At 66.3% G+C, this 21,240-nt stretch carries 18 protein-coding genes and 1 pseudogene; 3 read left to right on the forward strand and 16 right to left on the reverse strand.

What is annotated here, in order from left to right; all coding sequences use genetic code 11:
* Window position 1: 1 nt before the first annotated feature.
* The 9 genes from O3301_RS22420 to O3301_RS22460 all read right to left on the reverse strand — a co-directional run bounded on the left by O3301_RS22420 (window position 2) and on the right by O3301_RS22460 (window position 12,313).
* Window positions 2-682, reverse strand: coding sequence for an urease accessory protein UreF (locus O3301_RS22420; RefSeq protein WP_305057607.1), 681 nt, complete (start codon window positions 680-682; stop codon window positions 2-4).
* Window positions 682-1,215, reverse strand: a complete 534-nt coding sequence (gene ureE / locus O3301_RS22425) for an urease accessory protein UreE (RefSeq protein ID WP_289904505.1) — start codon at window positions 1,213-1,215, stop codon at window positions 682-684. The genes O3301_RS22420 and ureE overlap by 1 nt, the downstream gene beginning before the upstream one ends.
* Window positions 1,216-1,228: 13 nt before the next feature.
* Complete coding sequence (ureC, locus tag O3301_RS22430; protein ID WP_305057532.1) at window positions 1,229-2,929, reverse strand: urease subunit alpha; 1,701 nt, start codon at window positions 2,927-2,929, stop codon at window positions 1,229-1,231.
* A 1-nt stretch (window position 2,930) separates the two neighbouring features.
* On the reverse strand, window positions 2,931-3,260 hold the full coding sequence (locus O3301_RS22435; RefSeq protein ID WP_251348197.1) for an urease subunit beta: 330 nt from the start codon (window positions 3,258-3,260) through the stop codon (window positions 2,931-2,933).
* A gap of 94 nt (window positions 3,261-3,354) precedes the next feature.
* Entirely contained in the window at window positions 3,355-3,657 is a 303-nt protein-coding gene (locus O3301_RS22440; protein ID WP_034751936.1) for an urease subunit gamma, read from the reverse strand.
* Window positions 3,658-3,682: 25 nt separating this feature from the next.
* Window positions 3,683-4,549, reverse strand: a complete 867-nt coding sequence (locus O3301_RS22445) for an urease accessory protein UreD (RefSeq protein WP_305057533.1) — start codon at window positions 4,547-4,549, stop codon at window positions 3,683-3,685.
* A 141-nt stretch (window positions 4,550-4,690) separates the two neighbouring features.
* Window positions 4,691-6,913 carry an EAL domain-containing protein gene (locus O3301_RS22450; RefSeq protein WP_305057534.1) on the reverse strand — a complete coding sequence of 741 codons (2,223 nt, stop codon included), beginning with the start codon at window positions 6,911-6,913 and terminating at the stop codon, window positions 4,691-4,693.
* A gap of 175 nt (window positions 6,914-7,088) precedes the next feature.
* Window positions 7,089-9,254, reverse strand: a complete 2,166-nt coding sequence (locus O3301_RS22455) for a HAMP domain-containing sensor histidine kinase (protein WP_305057535.1) — start codon at window positions 9,252-9,254, stop codon at window positions 7,089-7,091.
* The gene (locus tag O3301_RS22460) at window positions 9,251-12,313 is read right to left on the reverse strand and encodes a PAS domain-containing hybrid sensor histidine kinase/response regulator (protein ID WP_305057536.1); all 3,063 of its coding nucleotides are present in this window, start codon (window positions 12,311-12,313) and stop codon (window positions 9,251-9,253) included. The genes O3301_RS22455 and O3301_RS22460 overlap by 4 nt, the downstream gene beginning before the upstream one ends.
* 260 nt (window positions 12,314-12,573) lie before the next feature.
* Between O3301_RS22460 and O3301_RS22465 the strand changes: the two genes are divergently transcribed.
* Window positions 12,574-13,053 carry a GNAT family N-acetyltransferase gene (locus O3301_RS22465; RefSeq protein ID WP_305057537.1) on the forward strand — a complete coding sequence of 160 codons (480 nt, stop codon included), beginning with the start codon at window positions 12,574-12,576 and terminating at the stop codon, window positions 13,051-13,053.
* Window positions 13,054-13,057: 4 nt separating this feature from the next.
* Here O3301_RS22465 and O3301_RS22470 read toward each other — a convergent pair whose 3' ends face one another.
* The 6 genes from O3301_RS22470 to O3301_RS22495 all read right to left on the reverse strand — a co-directional run bounded on the left by O3301_RS22470 (window position 13,058) and on the right by O3301_RS22495 (window position 16,558).
* Window positions 13,058-13,240, reverse strand: coding sequence for a hypothetical protein (locus O3301_RS22470; RefSeq protein WP_305057538.1), 183 nt, complete (start codon window positions 13,238-13,240; stop codon window positions 13,058-13,060).
* Window positions 13,218-13,595 (reverse strand): DUF2750 domain-containing protein, encoded by a 378-nt coding sequence (locus tag O3301_RS22475; RefSeq protein WP_305057539.1) that lies wholly within the window; start codon window positions 13,593-13,595, stop codon window positions 13,218-13,220. The genes O3301_RS22470 and O3301_RS22475 overlap by 23 nt, the downstream gene beginning before the upstream one ends.
* Window positions 13,585-13,869 carry a hypothetical protein gene (locus O3301_RS22480; RefSeq protein WP_305057540.1) on the reverse strand — a complete coding sequence of 95 codons (285 nt, stop codon included), beginning with the start codon at window positions 13,867-13,869 and terminating at the stop codon, window positions 13,585-13,587. The genes O3301_RS22475 and O3301_RS22480 overlap by 11 nt, the downstream gene beginning before the upstream one ends.
* A gap of 1 nt (window position 13,870) precedes the next feature.
* Window positions 13,871-14,260, reverse strand: coding sequence for an Imm1 family immunity protein (locus tag O3301_RS22485; RefSeq protein WP_305057541.1), 390 nt, complete (start codon window positions 14,258-14,260; stop codon window positions 13,871-13,873).
* Complete coding sequence (locus O3301_RS22490; RefSeq protein WP_305057542.1) at window positions 14,257-15,909, reverse strand: SulP family inorganic anion transporter; 1,653 nt, start codon at window positions 15,907-15,909, stop codon at window positions 14,257-14,259. The genes O3301_RS22485 and O3301_RS22490 overlap by 4 nt, the downstream gene beginning before the upstream one ends.
* 67 nt (window positions 15,910-15,976) lie before the next feature.
* Entirely contained in the window at window positions 15,977-16,558 is a 582-nt protein-coding gene (locus O3301_RS22495) for a TetR/AcrR family transcriptional regulator (protein ID WP_305057543.1), read from the reverse strand.
* A gap of 127 nt (window positions 16,559-16,685) precedes the next feature.
* Between O3301_RS22495 and O3301_RS22500 the strand changes: the two genes are divergently transcribed.
* Complete coding sequence (locus O3301_RS22500) at window positions 16,686-17,663, forward strand: SDR family oxidoreductase (RefSeq protein ID WP_305057544.1); 978 nt, start codon at window positions 16,686-16,688, stop codon at window positions 17,661-17,663.
* Between the two features lie 141 nt (window positions 17,664-17,804).
* Complete coding sequence (locus O3301_RS22505; protein ID WP_305057545.1) at window positions 17,805-20,138, forward strand: PAS domain S-box protein; 2,334 nt, start codon at window positions 17,805-17,807, stop codon at window positions 20,136-20,138.
* Here O3301_RS22505 and ligD read toward each other — a convergent pair.
* Window positions 20,122-21,030: pseudogene (gene ligD, locus O3301_RS22510) on the reverse strand (non-homologous end-joining DNA ligase); the annotation flags it as partial. The gene O3301_RS22505 and the pseudogene ligD sit on opposite strands and share 17 nt — an antisense overlap.
* Window positions 21,031-21,240: the final 210 nt, after the last annotated feature.

Raw genomic sequence — 21,240 nt, forward strand, 5'->3', positions numbered from 1 at the left:
TTCAGGAGCGGTACAGTCGGCTGTACTGCACTTCGTGCCGCATCGACAGCAGCGACAGGCCAGGCGCCCAGTTGCCCATCTCGTCGTCTTGCAAGGTTTGCGCCGTGAAGGCCGCCGCTTCCAGGTCCGGCCGCAGCGACAGCAGCAGCCGCTGGCCCGCCACCTGCCCCAGCGGCACGGATTTCACGCAGACAAGCACCTGGTTTTCCGCCCACGCGAACAGCATGGCCAGCAGCGCTTGCTCGCGCGGAATGGCCAGCGCCGCCACGGCGCACGCATACGCCGTGGGCAGGGCCGCCTCCGGCTGGCCCTGCAGCATGTCGATCAGCACGCCGTCGGCCACGCCCAGCTCGGCCAGCAATTTGGTCAGCGAATATCCCATCTGGATGGTTTCGGCGCGAAATTCCGCCGTGTCGCGCGAAGCGATGAAACGCTCGCTCCAGCGCTGCACGGCGTGCAGATCCTGCGCTTCGAAGGCTTGCATCAAGCGCCAGCACAGGGGCGCCTCCCAGCGCGCCACCACCTGCGCCAGATGCCGGGCGATCCATTCGCGCGCCGTGACCGCATCCGTCACCAGGTTTGACTCCAGCGCCGCTTCCAGCCCCTGCGAATAGCTGTAGGCGCCGATCGGCAAGGCCGGGCTGGCGAACTGCAGCAAATGCAGCAGGGCCGATGCCTGCATCATGCGGCGCCTGGCGCGCCCGGCGTATCACCGGGGCGGTGGATCTTTTGCCGCAGCGGCACGGGTGCCAGCAAATGCTGGCCGTGGCCGTCGTGGTGGCCATGGCCGCCGCCATACGCGCCCGCCTCCGGCTCGAACGGCGCGCTTTCTTCCGTCACAGTCGCTTGCAAGCCTTCCAGCATCTCCTTGAGCACCACGTCCTTGCGGATGCGCAAAAAGCCGTCGCCCACCTGCGCCTGCGTGTGGCGGTTCCCAAGGTGGAAGGCGCAGCGCAGCAAGGTATGCGCATCCGCACACTGCACCAGATAGGTCGGTTCGCGCGCGGCGACGATCTGCACCACCGTTCCTTCCGGCCCCGTCATGCGTTCGCCGTCGCGCAGCACCGTGCCGCGCACGGTGAACACGGCGACATCCTCGCCATTCGACAGCACGGCGCGCAGCCGGCATTTTTCGCGCTGGTCGTAGGGCAGCACCAGTTGGGCGACGGCGGCGCGATGGTCGTCTGCCGTCAGTTTGGTATGCAAAGTGAGCATGCTTGTCTCCCGCCTAAAATAGAAAATAACGCTGCGCCATCGGCAGCACGGATGCCGCCTCGCACACGAGCAGCTGGCCGTCGGCGCGCACGGCGTAGGTTTCCGGGTCCACTTCCATGTGCGGCGTGGCGCTGTTGTGGACCATGTCGGCCTTGCGCAAGCCGCGCATGTTCTTCACGGCGATGACGGATTTATTCAGTTTGAGCTGATGGCCGATATCGAGCTCGTAGGCCGCCTGCGAGACAAACGTAAACGACTTTTTCAGGCCGCCGCCGAAGGCGCCGAACATCATGCGGTAGTGCACGGGCTGGGGCGTGGGAATCGAGGCGTTCGGGTCGCCCATCTGCGCGGCCGCGATCATGCCGCCTTTTAAAATCATCGATGGCTTGACGCCGAAGAAGGCCGGCTTCCACAGCACGATGTCGGCGATCTTGCCCGCCTCGAGCGAGCCCACCACGTGCGAAATGCCATGCGTGATGGCCGGATTGATCGTGTACTTGGCGATATAGCGCTTGGCGCGGAAATTGTCGCTGCGCGCCGTGTCGGGCGCCAGCGCGCCCCGCTGCACCTTCATCTTGTGCGCCGTCTGCCAGGTGCGCATGATCACTTCGCCGACCCGCCCCATGGCTTGCGAGTCGGACGACATCATGGAAATGGCGCCGATATCGTGCAGGATGTCTTCGGCGGCGATGGTTTCGCGGCGGATGCGCGACTCGGCGAACGCCACGTCTTCGGCGATGGCCGGATCCAGGTGATGGCACACCATCAGCATGTCCAAGTGCTCGTCGAGCGTGTTGACGGTGAACGGGCGCGTGGGGTTGGTCGACGAGGGCAGCACGTTGGCTTGCCCGACGGCGGCGATGATGTCGGGCGCATGGCCGCCGCCCGCCCCTTCCGTGTGAAACGTGTGGATGGTGCGGTCCTTGAAGGCCGCCAAGGTGTGTTCCAGGAAGCCGCCCTCGTTGAGGGTATCGCTGTGCAGCGCCACCTGGATATCCATGCGGTCGGCCACCGACAGGCAATTATCGATGGCGGCCGGCGTGCTGCCCCAGTCTTCGTGCAGTTTCAAGCCGATGGCGCCCGCGCGCACCTGCTCTTCCAGGGGCAGCGGCAAGCTGACATTCCCTTTTCCCATGAAGCCCAGGTTCATCGGGAAGGCGTCGCTGGCGGCCAGCATGGCGTGCAAATGCCACGGCCCCGGCGTGCAGGTGGTGGCGGCCGTGCCCACGGCCGGTCCCGTGCCGCCGCCCAGCATGGTGGTCACGCCGCTCATCAGCGCTTCCTCGATCTGCTGCGGGCAGATGAAGTGGATGTGCGTGTCGACGCCGCCGGCCGTGACGATCATGCCTTCGCCGGCGATGATTTCCGTCGCGCCGCCGATGGGGAGGGTGACGCCGGGCTGGATGTCCGGGTTGCCCGCCTTGCCGATGCCGAAAATCAGGCCGTTTTTCAAGCCGATATCGGCTTTAACGATGCCCCAGTGGTCGAGGATGACGGCATTCGTGATGACGGTGTCCATTACCTCGGCCGCGCAGCGCTGCGACTGGCCCATGCCGTCGCGGATCACCTTGCCGCCGCCGAATTTCACTTCTTCGCCGTAGATCGCATAGTCATGCTCGATCTCGATGAACAGTTCCGTGTCGGCCAGGCGGATGCGGTCGCCCTTGGTGGGGCCGAACATTTCGGCATACGCGCTGCGGGGAATGCTGGCCATCTCAATCCTTTCCCGGTGGAGTGTCTTGCAGTTCACCCATCACTGCCCCATTGAAGCCGTAGACCTTGCGCTCGCCCGCCAGCGCCACCAGCTCCACCGTGCGCTGCTGGCCCGGTTCGAAGCGCACGGCCGTGCCGGCCGTGATATTGAGGCGCATGCCATAGGCGCGCCAGCGCTCGAAGGCCAGCGCCGGGTTGACTTCGAAAAAGTGGAAATGCGAGCCCACCTGGATCGGCCGGTCGCCCCGGTTGGCCACCACCACGGTAGCCGTGGCGCGGCCCGCATTGAGGCTGATTTCGCCTTCTTCCAATTTGTATTCGCCTGGGGTCATAATATTTTCCTTCGTCAAAGCGCTCTACGCTGGCCGGCGGATCGCCGGCACCACACAGGCACGGCGCGGATGGCGCCCTGCCATGCAATCAAAACTACGGTATCGGGTGGTGCACGGTCACCAGCTTGCTGCCGTCGGGGAAGGTCGCTTCCACCTGGATATCGGGGATCATCTCGGCGATGCCGTCCATGACGTCGGCGCGCGACAGAATTTTTGTGCCGTCCGACATCAGCTGCGCCACCGACTTGCCATCGCGCGCCCCTTCCATGATGGCGGCGCTGATCAGGGCCACCGCTTCCGGATAATTGAGCTTCAAGCCGCGCGCCAGGCGCCGTTCGGCCAGCAGCGCGGCCGTAAAAATGAGCAGCTTGTCTTTTTCGCGGGGAGTCAGGTCCATGGTTTTCCTTGCGCTTCTTTCCTGATTAAGTGTTCCAGATGCGGGGCACGACGGCGTCGCGTCCCAGCATGGCGGGACGCAGCAGCTGCCAGGCGGCCAGCATGATGCGGCGCGCCGCCTCGCTGTCGCCGCACAGCAGGCGCACCACCACCAGCGCTTTCATGTGTGTGGCGCCAAACGCGGCGCCGGCCGGCACGGCGATCTCGCGCACGGCCGCCAGCACGGCGGGAGAAACGGGCATGCCGACGGCGATCAGGGTGGCGCACACCGTGTGGCCCCCCAGTCCCAGCGGGCTGACCATCAGGGCGCCGCCGGCGGCCAGCACGCCCTGCTCCCACCACAGCAGCTTGCCGCCGCGGCGTATCTGCACCTGCTGGCTGATGCTGCCCGTGTTGAACATTTCGCCCGAGGCGCTGCGGCCCAGGCAAACGATGTCGCAGCCGATGTAGCGGGCGTCCGGCGCCAGTTCCACCTCGTGGCGCAGGCGCACGCAAGCCTGGTCAAAGAAGATGCTTTCCTGCGGCAGCCACTCGATGGCGGCGCCGCTGCCGGCGCGCAGCACGAGGTGCTGGCCCGAGACATGGCCGTTCGCGCGGTACCACTTGGCGGCGCCCGGCGACGTGAGCAAGGCGTGCGCGCCCTCGCCCACCGTGGCGTCGACGGCCAGCTGGTCGCCGCCCACCACGCCGCCGGGCGGATGGATGATGATGGCGTGGCAGACGGCATCGCCTTCCGGATACAGGGGCTTTTGCACGCGCAGGGGGCCGCTGTGCGTGCGCTCGACGAGGCGGCTGACGCCATCGTGCAGCGCAAAGCCCAGGCGCAAATGCGCCTGCCAGGCGCTGTGCGCGCTGGCGGCAGTAGGCGTTGCGAAATGTGGGCTATCTGGCATGCACTGCAATCGTGTAAATAACGATCTACAAAGCAGGATGCATGCCAGCGTCAAAGGGAAGAAACGTGAGAATCATGCACCGCATTGCGGCGCCCGCACCATATCAGTGCAATTACAATGCAGGCGCGGCGCGGGGTGTGCTTATGCCGACACGGCTGCCGACGCCACCGTCAGCACACGCCGTTCGCGCAGCAGCGCCGTGAAGGCTTCCGCGGCCAGGGGGCGGCTGAAATAATAGCCCTGCATTTCGTCGCAGCCGTGCTCCGTCAAAAAATCCACCTGTGCGCGCGTTTCCACGCCTTCGGCGATGACGCGCATGTCCAGGTTGTGCGCCAGCGAGATGACGGAACGGGCGATGGCCGCATCGCTGCTGCTGGTGGTCACGTCGTCGACAAACGATTTGTCGATCTTCAGCACGTCGATGGGGAAGCGTTTCAGGTAGCCCAGGCTGGAATAGCCGGTGCCGAAGTCGTCGAGCGAAATGCCCACGCCGATATCCTTCAGGCGCGTCAGGGCCGCCACCGCCTTGTCCGGATCGCCCATCACCGTGCTTTCCGTGATTTCGATGCCCAGGCAGGCGGGCGCGATGGCGTATTTGCGCAAGGCCGCCTCGACGAACGGCACCGTGCGGTCTTGCGCGAACTGCTTGCCGGACAGGTTGACGGCCACCTTGATGCTGCCCAGGCCCGCGTCGTGCCAGGTGCGGATTTGCGCGCAGACGCTTTCGAGCACCCATTCGCCGATGGCCGTGATCGAGCCATATTCCTCGGCCAGCGCGATGAAGAGGCCCGGCGGCACCTTGCCCAGCACCGGGTTATCCCAGCGCAGCAAGGCTTCCGCGCCCAGCAAGGCGCCCGTGCGCAAGCACATCTGCGGCTGGTAGTGCACTTCGAATTCATCGCGGCCGATGGCGCCGCGCAGCTGCTGCTGCATCGCCAGGCGGGCGCGGATGTCGCTGCCCATGCGCTCCGTGAAGAAGGCGTAATGGTCGCGCCCCATTTCCTTGGCGCGCACGAGGGCCGTGTCGGCGTGGCGCAGCACGTCGTCGAGGCTGTCGCCATCGGCCGGGCACATGGCGATGCCGATACTGGTCGTCAGCGCCAGGCGCTCGCCATCGACGCTGAGTTCCTCGCGCAAGCCGGCCAGGATGGTTTGCGCCAGCGCAAGCGTGCGCCCCAGCAGGGCATCGTCCTGCAGCAGGATCTGGAATTCGTCGCCGCCCTGGCGCACCACCGTGTCGCCTTCGCGCACGCAGCCGGACAGGAAACGCGCCACCACTTGCAGCGCCTTGTCGCCCACGGCCTGGCCGTGCGAATCGTTGATGTTCTTGAAGCGGTCCAGGTCCAGGCACATCAGCACCACCTGCTGGCCGTCGCGCAGGGCGTTCGCGCGCGCCTGTTCGAAGCGCTCGCGCAGCAGAACGCGGTTCGGCAAGCCCGTCAACGCGTCGTGGTAGGAGAGGAAATCGATCAGATGCTGCTCCGCCTTGCGCTCGCTGATGTCGAGGAAGACGCCGATGTAGTTGACGACGGCGCCGTCGGGGCCGTGCACGGTGGAGACGCTGAGCAGGCAGGGATAGGTGTCGCCGCTCCTGCGCCGCGTCTGCACCTCGCCCGACCAGCAGCCGCTGCTGCGCAAGCCCTGGCGCAGGGCCAGCAGCACCGCCTCGCCCGTGTATTCGGCGTGCAGGCGCAAAATGTCCGTGCCCACCACTTCCTGCGCCGCGTAGCCGGTGATGCGCGTAAAGGCGGGATTGGCCGTGACGATGACGCCGGCCGGATCGGTGATCAGGATGGCGTCCTGCGTCGCTTCGAAGACCTGGCCGGACAGGCGCAGCAATTCTTCATTGGCGCGGCGGATCTGCACTTCGCGCGCCAAGGTGCTGGCCACCTGCTCCAGTTCGGCCGTGCGTTCGGCCACGCGCCGTTCCAGGTTGGCGCGCTCCTGCGCCAGCTGCAGCTGCGCCCGCGCCAGGCGCACGTGGGCGTCCGTGCGGGCCAGGATTTCCTCGGCCTGGAAGGGTTTGGCGATGAAATCGACGGCACCCAGCGCGAAGCCGCGCACCTTGTCGTCCGTGTCGTACTGGGCCGACAGGAAGATCACCGGCACCTGGCGCAGCGACGGTATCTCCTTCAGGCGGCGGCACACTTCAAAGCCGTCGAGGCCGGGCATGCGCACGTCGAGCAGTATCAGCTCGGGCGGGCGCGCCTGGGCCGTCCACAGGGCCAGTTCGCCGTTCGGCGCCTGGCGCACCGCATAGCCGGCGCCGCCCAGCAAATCGCTCAACAGCTTCAGCGAAGCCGGCGTATCTTCAACGATCAGTACTTCGCCCTTCGAATTCACTTCCGAAAAATCGCGGTGCATGTAGCAGTTCTCTCAGCTTTGGATGAGGCGCGGCGGTCCGTTGCCGCGCTGGACAAGACATTTCTTTGCGATGAACTACGTACTATCATCATAATCTTTATTGCAATTTAGCACCATCCATCGGCGGCACTTAGTCCGTCTTTTCAGCGAATCCGATGTTGTCAGCCCACACTTTTCAAGCGTGCGCCAGCGCGCCCTCATTCTCCAGCAAGTCGCACAGCTGCCGGTATTGATGCTGGTCAAGCATCGCCTGCAGCGGCGCCAGCACGGGCGCGGCCGCCGGCGGCAAGGCGCCTAGCAGCAGGGCCACCCTGGCCAGGTTCAATTCGCGCAGCGCCACCAGCAAGGCGGCGCGCTCTTCCCCGGCCAGCAGCAGCAAGTCTTGCGCCCGCAATGCCGGCGGCGCCTCGGGCGCCGGCGCCTCGGGCAGCGGCACGGCCGCCGCCACGGGTGCCTCGGCCGCCTGCGCGGGTATGCTGAAACGGAAGGTGGCGCCCTGCCCCGGCATGGATTCCACCGTCAGTTCGCCTTTCATCAATTGCACGAATTCGCGCGAGATGGCCAGGCCCAGGCCCGTGCCATCCTTCGGTCCCGCGCTGTCGGCCTGCACGAAAGGCTCGAAGATGCGCTGCTGGTCTTCCGGGGCGATGCCGATGCCCGTGTCGCTGACGGCGAACGACAGGCGCCACGTGGCATCATCGCGCCGCTCGCCGCGCACGCGCAAGGCGACCTCGCCGCCGCCGGCAAACTTGACGGCGTTCGACATCAGGTTCAGCAGCACCTGGCGCAAACGCGTCGCGTCGAGCAGCACGGCCGCCGGCACGTCGGCGCAATCGAGGCGCAAGGCCAGCCCCTGCTGCTCGGCGCGCATGCCCAGCATGTCCATCACTTCCTGCAGCAGGGGCGCCAGCGCCACCACGGCCGTCTGCGCGTGCAGGCGCCCCGCCTCGCCCTTCGACAGTTCGAGGATTTCATTGATCAACGTCAATAAATGATTGCCGGAGCGGTGGATGATGGCCAGGTTGCGCTTTTCATCGTCCTGCATGTTCGGCGAGGCGGCCATCAGGCGCGAAAAGCCGATCACGGAATTCAAGGGCGTGCGCAGTTCGTGGCTCATGTTCGCCAGGAAGGTGCTCTTGGCGCGGTTCGCCGCCTGCGCCTGGCTGACGGCCACCGACAGGGCGCTCGTGCGCTCGGCCACCAGTTCTTCCAGGTGATGGCGGTGGCGCAGCAATTCCAGTTCGGCCTCGCGGTGCGCCGTGATGTCGTAGTTCGAACCCACCAGGCGCATGGGCCGCCCCTGCCCGTCGCGGAAGATCACGGCATCGGCCTTGATGTAGCGGATGGCGCCATCGGGCCACAGGATACGGTACTCGTGCGTGAAGGCCTGGCCGGCGCCCAGCGCGGCGCGCAGGGCCTCCTTGGCGGCCGGCACGTCGTCCGGCATCAGCGCCGCGCGCCAGATCGCCGCCGGCGCCATCGCGCTGTCCGCATCGGCCTTGAACTGCGCATACATCTGCTCATCCCACTGCAAGGCATCGTTGATGACGTTCCAGTCCCAGATGCCGATGCTGGCCGCGCCGGTGGCCATCTGCACGCGCTCCTCGCTGCGCTGCAAGGCGCGGTAGCGGCTGTCGAGCAGCGCCACCATGTCGCGGATGGAACGGTACAGCGTGCGCAGCTCGCCCAGGAACCACGCTTTCGGCGGCGTGCCGGCCGCTTCGCTCTGCCCTGCCTGAACACCGGCCGCATACTGGCCGATCGCCTTCAGGGGCTTGAGCATCAGACACCACATGAGCAGCCAGATGCTGGCCACCAGGATCACGTCGAGCGCCACGATCATGGCGCCGATGCCCAGCGCGCGTTGCCGCAGCTGCGCGTGCAGCAGGGCCGGCGTCGCATACACGGCCACGTTGCCGATGACTTGCCCGCCGATCGTCACGGGGCGCCGCTGCACCAGCCAGCCGGGTTCCGCGGACAGCGAGGCAAAACTGCCGATGGCGCCGGCCGCCGTGCGGCGCAGGACCAGCGCTTCCTTGCCGATGCCCGGCGTCAGGGAGCTGGCCACCAGGTCGCGCTTGCCCAGCGTGCTGCGCATGATGGCCTGCATCTGCTTTTCATCGAGATTCCACAAGGGCAGTTCGATGGCCACGGCCAGCTGGTCCGCGCTCAGGGCCAGGCTGCGGTGCAGCTGCTGCCAGCGCTGCTCGCGTTCGGACTGGTAAAACAGCACGGCAAACACCAGCAGCAGCGCAGTGACGACAAAGGTCAGCGCCACGCTGACGGCCAGCACGATGGAGACGCCGCCCAGGCGCGCGCCCTTGGATGCGTGAACCGTCATGCGTCTTCGCCCTGCGGTTCGCTGGCCAGCTGCGCCAGCAAGGCGCACAGCGGCTGGTACTGATGCTGTTCCAGCATGGCGGCGATGTGCGCGGCCAGCTGCGGCAGGCTGGTCGCCACGCCGGCCAGCACGATGGCGCTGCGCCGCAAGTCGAGGGCCCGCACGGATTCGAGCAGCGCCTGCCGTTCGGCCGCGCCCAATTGGCCCAGCGCCTGCTGCAGGTCGAAGGCGGCCGCCGGCACGCGCGGCGGCGCGGCGGCGGTGCGCTGGAAGCGCACGCCCAGTTGCTGCTCCAGCATGGCGAACAGGTGTTCCTGCTCGATCGGCTTGCGCAGGAAGCCGTCGGCGCCGGCGGCCAGCGCCTCCTGCTTTTCTTCCTCGAAGGCGGAGGCGGTCATGATCACCAGGCGCGGCTGCACCAGCGCCGGCTGCGCGCGCAGCCAGCGCGTCAGCGCCAGGCCATCCATGTCCGGCATGCGCCAGTCGCTGAGCACCATGTCGTAGCGCTGCGCCGCCAGCATGGCTTGCGCCTGCACGCCGCCCGCCGCCTCCTGCAGCTGGAAGCCCAGCGGCGCCAGCAAGCCGGCCAGCAGCTTGCGGCAGTTGTCGTCATCGTCGACCAGCAGCACCGTGCGCCCGCGCTGGCCCGCCGGCAGGCGCGCCACGCGGCCCGGCGCCGCCGGCGCGGCGGCAGGGCACTGCACGCAGGGGGCGCGCAAGTCGAAGTGGAACACGGAGCCGGCCCCCAAGGTCGATTCGACGCGCAGCTCGCCGCCCATCAGGCGCACGAATTCGCGTGAAATGGTCAACCCCAGTCCCGTGCCGGCCTGCGCCACGGCGCTGTCGGCCTGCACGAACGGTTCGAAGATGCGTTCCAGGTCCTCTTGCGCGATGCCGCTGCCCGTATCGCGCACGGCAAACGCCAGCGCCACCTGCCCATCCTTGTCTGCCTGGCAGGCCAGCGACAGGGTCACGCTGCCCTGCTCGATGAACTTGAGCGCGTTCGACAGCAAATTGAGCAGCACCTGGCGCAGCTTGGCGCCGTCGAGGCGCACCAGCGGCGGCACGCCGGAACGCTCCAGCCGCAGCGCGATGCCCTGGTCGCCGGAGCGCATGCGCACCATCTCAAGCACCTCGTCGAGCAAGCCGTTCAAGTCCACGGGCCCCGCTTGCAGCTGCATGCGGCCCGCCTCGATCTTCGACAATTCGAGGATATCGTTGATCAAGGTCAACAAATGATGGCCGGCGCGGTTGATGATGGCCAGGTTATGCTTTTCTTCCTCGAACATGCTGCTCGAATCGGCCATCATCTGCGAAAAGCCGATCACGGAATTCAAGGGCGTGCGCAATTCGTGGCTCATGTTGGCCAGGAAGACGCTTTTCGCGCGGTTCGCCGATTCGGCCTCGGTGACGGCCACCGACAGTGCCGCCGTGCGCTGCTGCACCAGCTCTTCCAGGTGGTCGCGGTAGCCGAGCAATTCCTGCTCGCTGTGCTTGCGCTCGGAAATGTCGACGATGCCGCTGCGCACCAGGCGCCGCCCTTCCATCGGCAAGCGCACCAGCCGCACTTCGCAGGGAAAGATGCTGCCGTCGGCGCGCCGCACATTGCGCTCGACCAGGATGGGTTCGCCCAGCATGGCGCGGCGCAGATGCTCTTCCATCATCAGTCCCAGCGGCAGGCCATCGGGCTGCTCGCCCGTGTACAGGTCGAACGGCCCGCGCGCCAGCAGCGCTTCGCGCGACATCCCCAGCATGCGCTGCGCGCTGCTGTTGGCGTCGATGAAGCGGTCCAGGTCCAGGTCATACACGACGATGGCTTCGGGCGCATGCTCGACGAGGATGCGGAAGCGCTGCTCGCTTTCGCGCGCATCGCTCTCGGCGCGGCGCAGGCGGCGGCGCTGCAGCAGCAAGGCGCTCAGCATGCACGCCATGGCGAGAAATACGGCGCCGGCCGACAGCACGGCGACGCGGTGCTCGTGCCACAGCTGCGGCGGGCGGTTGAAGAACAGGGTGTGCGGCGGCAGCCGGCTGATATCCGCATCCCAGCGCTGCAGCTGTTCCCAGTCATACATGGGCACCGGGTGCGCCGGCGGCAGCAGGGCGCCCGGCGCGGCAGGCGCCTTGCCGGCCAACACGGCCAGCGACATCTGCGCCACCTGCTGCGCGGCCCGCTCGATGTGCAGGATGGAGCCGCCCAGGATGCCCTTGCCGACCGTCGCGTTATACATGCCAAAGGCGGGCACATTGGCCAGCCGCGCCAGCTGGGCCGCAAACTGCACCGGCGTGGCGATGTTGCCGTCCACGTCGCGGTTGACATTGCCCGCCACCAGCAGCGTATCGGCGGGCAAGCGCGCCACGGCCGCGCGCATCTGTTCCAGGGTCAGGTCATCGAGGTAGCGCATGGCCACCTTGCCCTGCCACGCCTGCGCCGCCTGCTGCATGTTGCGCTTCAGGGCCTGGTCGGCCTCGCTGGCGCCGACGGCCATGACGATGGTTTTGGTCTCCGGGAACAGCGCCATGGCTTGCGCCAGCGTGCCGGCAAAATCGACGTTCGCCTTTTGCTGCCAGATGGAAGACGGGCTGCCGGCCGGCAAGGCCTTGCCCGAAGTGTTAATCGCCAGCACGGGCACGCCGCGCGCCAGCGGCGCCAGGTCCGACAGCAACAAATCGAGCGCCGGCTGCTGCATGGCGATGATCAGGTCGGCCTTGCGGCCCATCATCTTGGTGTATCTTAAAAGCAACAAATCACGCATCTCATTGCGCAGCGCCGGGTCGCCCTGGGTATTCAGGTTCAGGTGCTCGACCATGATGTCTTCACTGGCCAGGCCCGCGGCGGCCATGGCGGCCACATAGGTGCGCGTGTACGATTCCACGCCGGCGCGGCCGTAATCGTAAGCGTTGAGGAACAGCACGCGCTGCCCCTGGTGCGGCGCCGCCGAGGCCGGCGTCGCGGCCGGCACGGCGGCAGGGGCCGCGGCAACACAGCATACCAGCAGCAATGCGCAGCCACAGCGGCGCACCGCTGCCCTGCCCAGCCCGCCGCCAGGCACCTCACGCATCCTTCGCCATGCCCATGCTCACCCCCGCCTGTCACCATGTTTCAACTATGCGCTGACTGCTCAGCCACCGACACTTACAAAAACATGATAACGTCAACTGCAGGGGCAAGTCTATTCCTTAGGGCAATCTTTTGGCGATTGCCATGTCTTTCTATATGACCCAGGCGCCGCCGGTCATCTGCTGGCTGAGCGCGGCATGAACTCTTGCTGGCGTGCTGCCAGCCATTGCGCTAGCATGGCCTTTTGCCCGGAAAGCGTCCATGACCATCACCCTGCGCCCCGCCCTTGATTCCGACATCGGCGCCCTGTGGGCCCTGCGCGCGGTGGCCGTGCGCGTCAGTTGCGCCACGCATTATGCGCCGGAGCAAATTACTGCGTGGACGGCTACACCTGTGCCGCGGGCGTATGCCGCCATGCTGGCCGCGGGTGGTGGCGTCGTGGCGATGCAGGGAGAAGCCATTGCCGGCTACGCCATGCTCGATGCGGACAAGCAGGAAGTGGAGGCCGTGTTCGTCGATCCGGCGCGCGCGGGACTCGGCATCGGCAAGCGGCTGCTGGCGGCGCTGGAGCAATTGGCGCGCGGACACGGCATTGCGCGTCTGCACCTGTCCGCATCGCTCAATGCCGTGCCGTTTTACCGGGCCGCAGGGTTTATTTCCTTGCGCGAGGAAGCGTATGCGCACCCCAGCGGCATCAGCCTGGCCAGCGTGGCGATGGAAAAGGCGCTGGCGGCCGCCTGAGCCTTCAGTCCTGGCCGGCTTCGGACTCGGCCAGGCATTGCTGCAGTTTCGCGATCAGGGCGCGCACCTCGTCGCCGCCCAGGTCCAGCGGGTCGCCTTGCGCGCCGACGGCGATCAGGCAGATGGCCGAGCCGTCGTACCAGGCGTCCAGGCGTTCCTTGCCCTCATTCATATTGCTCTGATTCATGTTGCACATCGCTCAGCAAATCGGCAGGCGCCGCGATGCTGGCGCGGCCTTGCGGCACGGGAAACACGAAAGCCAGCTGCTTATTCTCCGCCATGCCGGGCAGCCATTTAGCCAGAAAATCATCGAGCCCGATGGCACGCGGCTGAAAATCCACCCAGTCGCCGCTGGCGCACGCTTGCGCGAATGCCGCTTCCGGCCAGAATGGGATGGCGATCTTGCCGTCAAGCTGCGCCGTGGCCCAGCCGTCATGGTGCAAGCCCCACACTTCTTGCGTATCGGCCACCTTGCGCACAAAATAGGCATGGCGTTCGGCGGACGGCAGCCCCGCCACCTGCTTGAACTTGTCAGGATGCATGCTCGTCTCCTGGCTCGCCCCATACCCGCAACTGCGGCGTGCACCAGCCCGTCACCATGTCGAGGGCGTCCAGTATCACGTCTTCCAGCGGCCCTTCCTGAGCGCCGTCCTCCATAGACGGGCGCAGTTCCTGCAGCAAGGCGGCCACTTGCGCGGCCATCACGCCGCTTGCCTTGTAGCGCAGCAGGATGGCGTGCAGCGTCAATAACTCTGCCCTGGCGTCCAGCGCGGCCAGCAAGTCCTTGTCGATGTCGGCGATGATGGTTTGCGGCATCTCAATCCGCCTCCCACGCGATGGCGGCCGGCCGCGCCCCGCCTTTCTTGAAGAAAGCAACAAACGCCCGTTGGCATTCCTCCACCTCCACGCACCACGCTTCCGGATACTCGTCCACCTGGCCATTGGCCAACAGGTAGCTGCAGCCGCCGTCCGCCTCCTCGTCGCCCAGCGAGTGGTAACTGAGATCGTCTTGCCCCGACAGATACATCAGCCAGGCGTTGCCGCCATTGCGCAGCATGCACAGGGCCGGGCCCTGTTCCGCATCCGTGGCCAGGGTCAGCCACAGTTCGCACTGGGCCAGAGTTCGCGCCTCCTGCAGCGCCTGTTCCAGCGCAGCGATGGTGTCAACGGCGCGCGGTTCGCCATGCAGATTCAATTCCATCGTCATGCCGGTTCTCCACTCTTTTTCCCGCTCAAATCGTTTGTCGCCAGCGCCGTGCTCAGGTACAGCTTACCGCTCAGGTCTTTCAATAAGCTGCTCTGGCGCAAGCGATCCATCACAGGGCCCTTCACTTCGGCCAGGTTCAGGCTGATGCCGCGCTTGGCCAGCGCGCTGTTGAGTTCGATCAAGCCCAGCAAGGCCGTGCTGTCGATCTGGTTGACGGCTGACAACACCAGCACCAGGTGGCGCGCCGTCGGGTGGCCGCGCAATTCGTCTTCCACCCTCTCCGTCACGGCCTCGACATTGCCGAAGAACAAGCCCGCATCGATTCGCAGCAGCAAGACGTCCGGCAAGGTTTGCGCTTCATAGCGCTCCACGTTGCGGAAGTGCTCGCTGTTCGGGATACGCCCCAGCACGGCGATGTGCGGGCGGCTGGCGCGCCAGATCAGGGTGCCCATCGACAACAGCACGCCAATCACCACGCCCGCTTCCACGCCCAGCACCAGCACGCCGGCCGTGGTCGCCAGCAGGGCCAGCGCATCGCTGCGGTCGTAGCGCCACGACAGTTTCAAGGTATCCCAGTCCAGCAGGCTGGACACGGCAAAGATGATGGTGGCCGCCAGTACGGGCAGCGGCAGCAGGGCCAGCCAGCCCGTGGGCGCCACCAGCGCCAGCGCCAGCAAGCCGGCCGTGATGATGCTGGCCAGCGGCGTGTTCGCGCCCGCCTGGAAATTGACGGCCGAGCGCGAAATCGACCCCGTAACGGGGAAACCGCCCGACAGCGCGCTGGCCACGTTGGCCGCGCCCAGGCCCAGCAGTTCACGGTTGGTATGCAGTTTTTCGCCCCGTTTTTGCGCCAGGGTCTGGGCGGCGGACATGCTCATCAGGAAGATGATGAAGGCGATCAGCAGCGCTGGCGACAGCAAAGTGCGCCAATGGGCGCCGGAGGTGGCCAGGTTCAGGCCCGGCAAGCCGCTGGGCACGTGGCCCGTCGTCTGCACGCCCATCGCTTCCAGGCCGCCATAGGCGACGAGCGCGATGCCGGCCAGCACCAGCGCCATCGGCGCCAGGCGCGCGCCCACGTCGGCCGCCACCGGGTTCAGGCCGCAGCGCCTCAGCAGGCGCGACGCGTATCGCTTGGCCAGCCACAGGAACAGCAGGCCGGACAGCCCAAGCACGAGGCTCGGCGTGTGCCAATGGGGCCAGGTAGCGCCCAGGAGCGGCGTGATCTGCCCCCAGATGATCAATATCGCGGCGCCATTGCTGAAACCGCTGATCACGGGGCGCGACAAGAAACTGGCCATGAAGCCCAGGCGCAGCACGCCGCACAGCAGCAGGACGAGGCCGCTGATGAAGGCCAGCTGGGCGGCCAGCACGATATACAGGGAAGAGCCGGGGTCGGCCAGCGGCGCCAGGGCGGCGGCCGTCATCAGGGAAACGATGGCCATGGGGCCCACCGATTGCGTCATGCTGCTGCCGAACAGGGCGTACAGCACGGGCGGCAGGATGCTGGCGTAGATGCCCACCACGGGCGGCAAGCCGGCCACCAGCGCGTAAGCCATGCCTTGCGGCACCATCATCATGGCGACCACGATACCGGCGGTGATGTCTCCGGCCAACAGAGGACGCCGGTATTGCCTGAGCCAGAGCAGCATGAATGATCCCGAAATCTGAAAACCGAAGCCTATCATGCGACGAGGCCGGCTGACAGGGGGCACGGGATCAGTCTTGCAGCAATTGCGCCTTCACGGCATCGAGGATTTCCCCCGACAGGGACGCGTCATCGACGGAACGGGCCAGCACCATAGCGCCCACCATGGCGGCAAACGTGGCGATGGCCTGCTGGCGTCGCCGCTCCTGCGTGCAATCCGGCGCGCCGTCGGGCAGCAAGCCCTGCAGCAAGGCGAACTGCTGCTGCGTGGCCTGGGTAAACGCGGGACGCGCGCCGGGCGACATGCGCGCCACGTCGACGCCCATGGCTGCCGCCGGGCAGCCGCCGCCGGGCTGGTCGCGGTGTTTCGGGGTGAGGTAGTTGTCGATAATCGCCGGCAGCGCCCGCTGCGGGTCGCTGGCGACCTTGGCCCGCCAGCCTTCCAGCGACTTATTCAAGGCATGCTGGCACGCCTCGATCATCAAGTCTTCCTTGGACGCGAAATGGCCATAGAAGCCGCCATGCGTGAGGCCCGCGTTCTTCATCAGGTCGGCCACGCCGATGCCGTCATAGCCCTTTTCGCGGAACAACCTTGCCGCCACCTCCACGATGCGCTCGCGATTCAGCGCCGCCTGCTCCCTGCTCACTTTCATGCTGCCCTCCCACATTTATGTCAACCATCATATAACTTTGCACCCGTTTGCGCCACTCTGTTAGCAAGCGCACCGTTCGATGCGGGTGCCGCGCCGATACTGGATAGTCGTTTCCAGGGAGGCCAGCATGAACGAGAACAAGGACCAGTCCGCCGGCAATTTGCAGCGCAGCATCCAGCAGGAACAAGACGGCCGCGATGCCGCCAAGGCAGACAAACGGGATAGCAAATCCCCCGTGCAGACGGGGAGCCGCAGCCAGCCGGCGCCTCCCCTGCCCGCCCAGCACCTGGACAAGCCGGGCGTCGAAGGGCAGATGCAGCTGCAACCCCGTTTCCTGGCGCCCGACTACTGCGGCAGCGGCAAGCTGGCCGGCATGGTGGCCATCGTCACGGGCGGCGATTCTGGCATCGGCCGCGCCGTGGCCGTGTTGTATGCGCGCGAAGGGGCCGACGTCGCCATCATTTACCTGAACGAACACGCGGACGCCCACGAAACCAAGCGCTACGTGGAAGCGGAAGGCCAGAGCTGCCTGTTGATTGCCGGCGACGTGCGCGACCAGGGCTTTTGCCAGCAAGCCGTCAGCCAGGTATTGGACAAGTTCAGCCATATCGACGTGCTGGTCAACAACGCCGCCTTTCAGGAACACGCCGAATCGCTGCTGGAGCTGAGCGAGGAACGCTTCGACCTCACCATGAAAACCAATGTCTACGGCTACTTTCACATGGCCAAGGCCGTGCTGCCCCACTTGCAGCGCGGCGCGTCCATCATCAACACGGGCTCCGTGACGGGCTTGCATGGCTCGAAGCACTTGCTCGATTATTCCACCACCAAGGGCGCCATCCATGCGTTTACCATGGCGCTGGCCGGCAACTTGCTGGACAAGGGCATCCGCGTCAACGCCATCGCGCCCGGCCCCGTGTGGACGCCGCTCAACCCGGCCGACAAGTCGCCCGAGGACATCCGGCAATTCGGCGCGGACACGGACATGCGCCGCCCGGCCCAGCCCGAGGAACTGTCGCCCGCCTACGTCTTCCTGGCCTCGCCCGCCTGTTCCAGCTATATCAGCGGCATCGTCCTGCCCGTCACCGGCAGCGCAGGGGATTGAGCGATGGCGCGCGGGAACTTGCGCAAGACGGCCTGAACCACGCACCCGCTGCGGCAGCATCGCCAGGAAGATAAATGCATTGACTTTGGTCAAGCTTCTCGCTACGTTATGCACACAGCCTGCCACCCGGCAAGCCCTGTCATGCGTGCGGAAAAAATGGATGCCGAGTTAGATCAGCTTATCCTCAGCGGCGCCCCTGGCGGCGTTGTCATCACAAGCGAAGACCATGTCGTCGTGCGCTGGACGGCGGGGGCGCAGCGCATTTTCGGCTATGCCAGCGACGAAGCGCTGGGCCGCACGCTGTGGGAACTGATCTCGCTGCCGGGACAGGCCGAGGCAGGCCCGCTGATCGCCGAACAGCTGGCCCTGCACGGCAGCTACGACCGCGAATCGCTGCGGCGGCGCAAGGATGGCGAACTCATCTACGTCGACGTGGCTTGCCAAGCCGTGCAAACCGCGCCGGACGGCCCCCGCTACCTGATTTCCACCATGAAGGACACGACCTTGCTGAAGGCGGCGCGCGACGCCCAGTTCGTCGACGTGCGCTACCGCGTGCTGTTCGAATCGACGCCGGACAGCGTCATCATGGTCAATGCGACGGGCGCCATCGTGCTGGCCAACCAGCAGGCGCAGCATCTGTTCGGCTATGAAGAAGGCGAATTGAGCGGCAGGCAAATCGATAGCCTGCTGCCGCAGCGCCTGCGCCATGCCCACGTGGGGCACCGCGCGCGCTATTTCGACCAGCCGCGCACGCGCACCATGGGCGCCGACCTGGAATTGCTGGGCTTGCGCAAAGACAACGTCGAATTCCCCGTGGAAATCAGCCTGTCGCCCATCCAGACGGAGATCGGCACCTTCGTCATCAGCGCCATCCGCGATGTCAGCGACCGCCGCCGGGCCGAGCAAAAGTTCCGCGGCTTGCTCGAATCGGCGCCGGACGCCATCGTCATCGTCAACGGCGATGGCGAGATCGTGCTCGTCAACTCGCAAACGGAACGCCTGTTCGGCTACTCGCGCGCGGAGTTGCTCGGGCGCAATGTGGAAGTGCTGATCCCGGCCCGCTACGCGACCGACCATCCGCGCCACCGCCAGGCCTTTTCCACGGCGCCGCGCGCCCGCTCCATGGGCGCGGGCCTGGAACTGTACGGCTTGCGCCGCGACGGCACCGAGTTTCCCGTCGAAATCAGCCTGTCGCCGCTGGAAACGGAGGAAGGCATGCTGGTTTCGTCGGCCATCCGCGACATCACGGAACGCAAGCGCATCGAGCGCACGCTGAACGAACAGAAAATCGAGCTGGAACGGGCCAGCCAGGCGAAGGACCGCTTTCTCACCAGCATGTCGCATGAATTGCGCACGCCGCTGAACGCCATCCTCGGTTTCGCCCAGCTGTTGGCCAATGAAGCCCTGCCCGCGACCGCGCTGCAAAAGCGCACCTTCGTGCAAAACATCGTCACCTCGGGCCGCCACCTGCTCACCCTGATCAATGAAATCCTCGACCTGGCGAAGATCGAATCGGGCAGTCTGAGCCTGTCGATGGAAGCGGTGACGCTGCCCGCGCTGATCGAGGAAGTGCGCGTGATGGTGGAAGAGCAGGCGCAGCAGCGCCAGATTCACCTGGTGTTTCCAGCCTGCGAGGCGCTGACGCTCAGGGCCGACCATACGCGCCTCAAGCAAGTGCTGCTGAACCTGCTGTCAAACGCCATCAAGTACAACCGTCCGGCCGGCAAGGTGGAGCTGGAAGTCTCGCAGCCCGAGGCGCAGCGCGTGCGCATCGCCATCCGCGACACGGGCAAGGGACTGGACGATGCGCAGATGGCCGAGCTGTTCCAGCCGTTTAACCGCCTGGGACAGGAGGCGGGCAGCGAGGAAGGCACGGGCATCGGCCTGGTCGTCACCAAGCGCCTGGTCGAGCTGATGGGAGGCAACATGGGCGTGCACAGCTGCCTCGGCGTGGGCAGCGTGTTCTGGATCGAACTCGATACGATGGCTGCGCCGCCCGCCGGGCAGGCGGAAACGGAATGCCTGCCCGTAGCCGCCGGCGATGCCGTCGACGCCGGGGACGATGCCGGCGGCCAGGCGCTGCTGCTGTACGTGGAAGACAATCCGGCCAGCCTGCGCCTGGTGGAAGACATCGTCAGCTTCCTGCCCCACCTGCGCTTGATTTCGGCCACCGACGCGCGCCAGGGCATCGCGCTGGCGCTGGAACGCCGCCCCGACGTGATCTTGATGGATATCAACCTGCCCGGCATGAATGGCAACCAGGCGCAGCGCATCCTGCGCAACGATACGCGCACGGCGCACATCCCCGTCATCGCCCTGACGGCGAATGCCATGAAGGGCGATATCCGGCATGGCCTGGCCGCGGGGTTTTTCCGCTACCTGACCAAGCCCGTCGAAATCACCCTGCTCAACGCGGCCATCGAGGAAGCGCTGCAGCTGGCGCGCGCCGTCCTGCCGTTCAGGCAAGAGGACTGAAGGCCAGCTTTTTCATCGCCGCATCGAGTCCCTTCGCACTGCGCGCATAGCCATTCCACGGCGCGTTGCCCACGTCGAGGCGGCTGTGGACATTGCCCACGTTCCATTGGTCGCCCGCCTTCAGCTGGTCGAGCTCCTCCCAGGCCAGCGGCACGGAAATGCCCAGTCCCGAACGCGTGCGGGCCGACCAGGCGCACACGGTGGTGGCGCCCCGGCCATTGCGCAGGTAATCGATGAAAATCTTGCCGACCCGGTTGGCGGGACCGCTCTTGACGACAAACCGCGCCGGGATGTGCTGCGCCATGTGCGCCACGATGGCTTGCGAAAACGCCTTCACCGTCTCCCAGTCGTGTTGCGGGCGGATCGGCACGACCACGTGCAAGCCCTTGCCGCCGCTGGTTTTCAGGAACGCGGGCAAGCCCAGCTGCGTCAAAAAGGCCCGCAGCAGCACGGCCGCTTCCCGGATGGCGGGCCAGGCCACGCCCTTGCCCGGGTCCAGGTCGAACACCAGGCGGTTCGGCGTGTCGTAGGCGCTGGCCAGCGCATTTTGCGTGTGGAATTCCACCACATTCCACTGCGCCGCCGCCAGCAAGCCTTGCAGGCTGGCCACTGCCAGCATGGGCGGGTGTCCGGGGTCCAGCCGGGCATCGAGCTGTTTGACGCCGGGCATGGCCGACGACTCCGCATGTTTCTGGAAGAACAGCTCGCCGCCCACGCCGGCCGGCGCGCGCACGAGCGACACGGGCCGGCCGCGCAGGTGCACGAGCATCAGCCTGCCCACCAGCGCGTAGTAGCGCACCAGGTCGATCTTCCTGGCGCCGCTGTCCCTGTCGATGACCCGGTCCGCATGGCTGACCCTGAAACTGGCCGGCAAGGCGCCGTCCGGCGTGGATGTGTTCTGCATCGTCTTCTCCCTGTCGATCGGGCCGCCGCCGGTGACGAATTCCTGGCGCAGCCCACATTTGAGCTTGACACCGTCCCCGGAACGGCGCGTGGCCTTGAGTCTAGGCCGCCGCGGCACCTGGCGCGGTACGCCAGCTAACAGAGCACCTGCCCCGGCAAATGTAAGTGTTTGTAATTAGATCAAATCGTTGTCAACGCG

Source organism: Janthinobacterium sp. SUN211 (genome assembly GCF_030587315.1).
In the GTDB taxonomy this organism is placed as follows: Bacteria; Pseudomonadota; Gammaproteobacteria; order Burkholderiales; family Burkholderiaceae_D; genus Janthinobacterium; species Janthinobacterium kumbetense.

Excerpts from the sequence above, each read along its gene's own strand:
- O3301_RS22470 (WP_305057538.1), bottom strand. The coding sequence starts at position 13,240 with ATGAATCAGAGCAATATGAATGAGGGCAAGGAACGCCTGGACGCCTGG.
- O3301_RS22475 (WP_305057539.1), bottom strand. The coding sequence starts at position 13,595 with ATGCATCCTGACAAGTTCAAGCAGGTGGCGGGGCTGCCGTCCGCCGAA.
- ureC (WP_305057532.1), bottom strand. The coding sequence starts at position 2,929 with ATGGCCAGCATTCCCCGCAGCGCGTATGCCGAAATGTTCGGCCCCACC.
- O3301_RS22435 (WP_251348197.1), bottom strand. The coding sequence starts at position 3,260 with ATGACCCCAGGCGAATACAAATTGGAAGAAGGCGAAATCAGCCTCAAT.
- O3301_RS22490 (WP_305057542.1), bottom strand. The coding sequence starts at position 15,909 with ATGCTGCTCTGGCTCAGGCAATACCGGCGTCCTCTGTTGGCCGGAGAC.
- O3301_RS22500 (WP_305057544.1), top strand. The coding sequence starts at position 16,686 with ATGAACGAGAACAAGGACCAGTCCGCCGGCAATTTGCAGCGCAGCATC.
- ureE (WP_289904505.1), bottom strand. The coding sequence starts at position 1,215 with ATGCTCACTTTGCATACCAAACTGACGGCAGACGACCATCGCGCCGCC.
- O3301_RS22460 (WP_305057536.1), bottom strand. The coding sequence starts at position 12,313 with ATGCGTGAGGTGCCTGGCGGCGGGCTGGGCAGGGCAGCGGTGCGCCGC.
- O3301_RS22465 (WP_305057537.1), top strand. The coding sequence starts at position 12,574 with ATGACCATCACCCTGCGCCCCGCCCTTGATTCCGACATCGGCGCCCTG.
- O3301_RS22505 (WP_305057545.1), top strand. The coding sequence starts at position 17,805 with ATGCGTGCGGAAAAAATGGATGCCGAGTTAGATCAGCTTATCCTCAGC.
- O3301_RS22480 (WP_305057540.1), bottom strand. The coding sequence starts at position 13,869 with ATGCCGCAAACCATCATCGCCGACATCGACAAGGACTTGCTGGCCGCG.
- O3301_RS22420 (WP_305057607.1), bottom strand. The coding sequence starts at position 682 with ATGCAGGCATCGGCCCTGCTGCATTTGCTGCAGTTCGCCAGCCCGGCC.
- O3301_RS22440 (WP_034751936.1), bottom strand. The coding sequence starts at position 3,657 with ATGGACCTGACTCCCCGCGAAAAAGACAAGCTGCTCATTTTTACGGCC.
- O3301_RS22450 (WP_305057534.1), bottom strand. The coding sequence starts at position 6,913 with ATGCACCGCGATTTTTCGGAAGTGAATTCGAAGGGCGAAGTACTGATC.
- O3301_RS22495 (WP_305057543.1), bottom strand. The coding sequence starts at position 16,558 with ATGAAAGTGAGCAGGGAGCAGGCGGCGCTGAATCGCGAGCGCATCGTG.
- O3301_RS22485 (WP_305057541.1), bottom strand. The coding sequence starts at position 14,260 with ATGACGATGGAATTGAATCTGCATGGCGAACCGCGCGCCGTTGACACC.
- O3301_RS22445 (WP_305057533.1), bottom strand. The coding sequence starts at position 4,549 with ATGCCAGATAGCCCACATTTCGCAACGCCTACTGCCGCCAGCGCGCAC.
- O3301_RS22455 (WP_305057535.1), bottom strand. The coding sequence starts at position 9,254 with ATGACGGTTCACGCATCCAAGGGCGCGCGCCTGGGCGGCGTCTCCATC.